The 2,302-nt window shown below is 49.9% G+C and carries 2 protein-coding genes; both read right to left on the minus strand.

Features of this window, described 5'->3' with window-relative positions:
* Nucleotides 1-284: 284 nt before the first annotated feature.
* On the minus strand, nucleotides 285-1,373 hold the full coding sequence (locus V7D78_RS17140; RefSeq protein ID WP_333609666.1) for an IS91 family transposase: 1,089 nt from the start codon (nucleotides 1,371-1,373) through the stop codon (nucleotides 285-287).
* Nucleotides 1,370-2,209: a tyrosine-type recombinase/integrase gene (locus V7D78_RS17145; RefSeq protein WP_333609667.1), complete on the minus strand. Its 840-nt coding sequence runs from the start codon at nucleotides 2,207-2,209 to the stop codon at nucleotides 1,370-1,372. Before V7D78_RS17145 ends, V7D78_RS17140 begins: the two co-directional genes overlap by 4 nt.
* Between the last annotated feature and the right edge of the window lie 93 nt (nucleotides 2,210-2,302).

Consider the following 2,302-nt stretch of genomic DNA (forward strand, 5'->3'; position numbering starts at 1 on the left):
ATAACGCTTTAGTGTTTTATCCGGCACGTTGTTCAGTGACGGATAAACTCCTGTTGAACGGCCCGGTTCGCTTAATTTTTTGGTATGACTGATGCTAATGGAATTTGCTTATTTAGGGAACAATTAATTTACAGGCTTTTTTAGCGGATCTGGTTAGTTTTGATACCTTTTTGTTGCTCGTCATCGTGTTACTCACCTGCACTTTTCGCGGGTTGCCAATGTTCAGGTAATACCTGCCCGTAGGCCAGTCTGGCCTGTATTTTGTCGTTCTACGTCCTAGCCTGTCAGCCGTCAGGATTGCCAGGCGGACGGTGGGCTAACACTGACGCCAGATGCAGTAATCCAACATGGCAATGCGGGCAGTGCCAGCACGGTGTTTGCTGCTCAGTGGTTATCACTTCAGCTTCAGCTTTGCGCTGCTTTTCCTGCTGCCGGATTATCGCCAGCTTTCGCTTGCGGCAACGGTTGGCCAGCAAGCCATAGTGCCTGATGCGCATAAAGCCTTTTGGCAATACATGGCTCAGGTAGCGCCGGATAAACTCACCACCACTGAGCGTCATCACTTTGCGTTTGTTGCCGTCCTGGTAGTCACGGTAGTTAAAGCTCACGCCCTCTGCACCGATGTGCTGCAAGCGCCTTTCATGCAGCACACCTTTACGGGTATAACGCCCAAGATAACGCAGTACAGTCTGTGGTTTACACAAGCAGGCTTTGCTAAATACCGTCCAGGGTTTGGCCAGTAAAACATCTTTGTCCACAATGCTCAGCTGCTCATCCCGCAGTTGTTGCAGCATTTTCGCCCGGAATACCGTCGATAGCGCCTTCACCGGGAACAAGTAGCCTTTATCAATGACCTGCCAGCGCTCTGCTTTACTTAACATGCCGCCAGGGATTAAACAGTGCAGATGGATATGCTGCGTCAGCGTTTGACCCCAGGTATGTAGTACGGCCGTCATACCCAACTCACCCGTCGTTTTACGGTGCTGCCGGGCGAACTTACTCAGTGTTTGCCATACCGCATTAAACAGGCTTTTGTAGAGTTTTTCCGGCGCATACTGGCTAATGACATTCAGCTCATGCGGCAGCGTAAACACCAGATGGAAGTATTTTACCTGTAGCAGATTGGCGGCCTGCGCTTCTATCCAATCACGGGTGCGTTGCCCCTGACACCGTGGGCAATGCCTGTCACGGCATGAACAGTACACCACTTGTTGCTGTTGGCAATTATCACACTGCCACAGCTGCTGCCCAAGTGCGGCGGTTCGGCATTGCAGGATATGTTTACAAGCGGCTTGTTGCTGCCAGTTCATGACATGATGCTGCTGATAATCCGGTAAAAACTGCGCCAGCACATCACTCAGATGCAGGCTCATGGTGTCGTCCAGCCGGCCAGTAAATCACGGGCACCACTGCCCATCTCCGGTAGCCAGTGTAAATAGCGCTGAGTGGTCTTTATGTCGGTATGACCTAACTGATTTTGCAGTTCATACAACGGCATGCCCGCAATCAACTGATGCGTCGCATAAGCATGGCGTAAACTGTGAAGGCTGCACCCACTCGGCACACCTGCTGCCCGAACTGCGTCTTTAAATGGCTTAGTAATACAGCTGCTGGACATCGGTTTATCCATGCCTCGGCCAGAATAGAAAAGATAATCCCGGGGCCGATATAAATGCCAATATTCTCTCAGCAAATTAAGAACAGCAGGGGCCAGCACGACATACCTGTCTTTATTACCTTTGCCGGCAATAACTCTTAGGGTGCTTCTCTGACCATCAATATCAGCGACTTTGGTGTGGATGAGCTCCATTAACCTTAAGCCTGTGCCGTAGTAAGTCATTAGCATAAAACGTTGTTTTCTATCAGGGCACAGCGAAATCACAAGCTTCACTTCAGCGGGCTTTAATATCACCGGTGCCTTAACCGGCTTCCGGGATAGTGGTTTGGTGATAGTAACTTCCTTGTGCAGCACAGCTTTAAAGAAGAAACAAATCCCATTAAGTTGGATGTGAATAGTACTGCGCGCCAACTGCTTCTCTAACGTCAGATACCTGAAATACAGATCTAACTGTTCTTCAGTAATGGTATCCGGACGTTGGTGGTAGTGACGGCTCAATTGCTCAACCGCATACAGATAGGTTTCTTCGGTTTTTTGGGCAAGACCGCGCAACCGACATTCGTCGATCATTGCCTGGCGTAACGGGGTCATGATGATTCTCCGGTTTTGTTGGGAACATTCCCGGAGTAAGTGTGGCTCAACAACAGGTGGTTGCTAAGGCTCCGCGTAGCGGCTTAGTTCAAC

It is taken from the genome of Arsukibacterium sp. (assembly GCF_036735525.1).
Classification (GTDB): domain Bacteria; phylum Pseudomonadota; class Gammaproteobacteria; order Enterobacterales; family Alteromonadaceae; genus Alishewanella.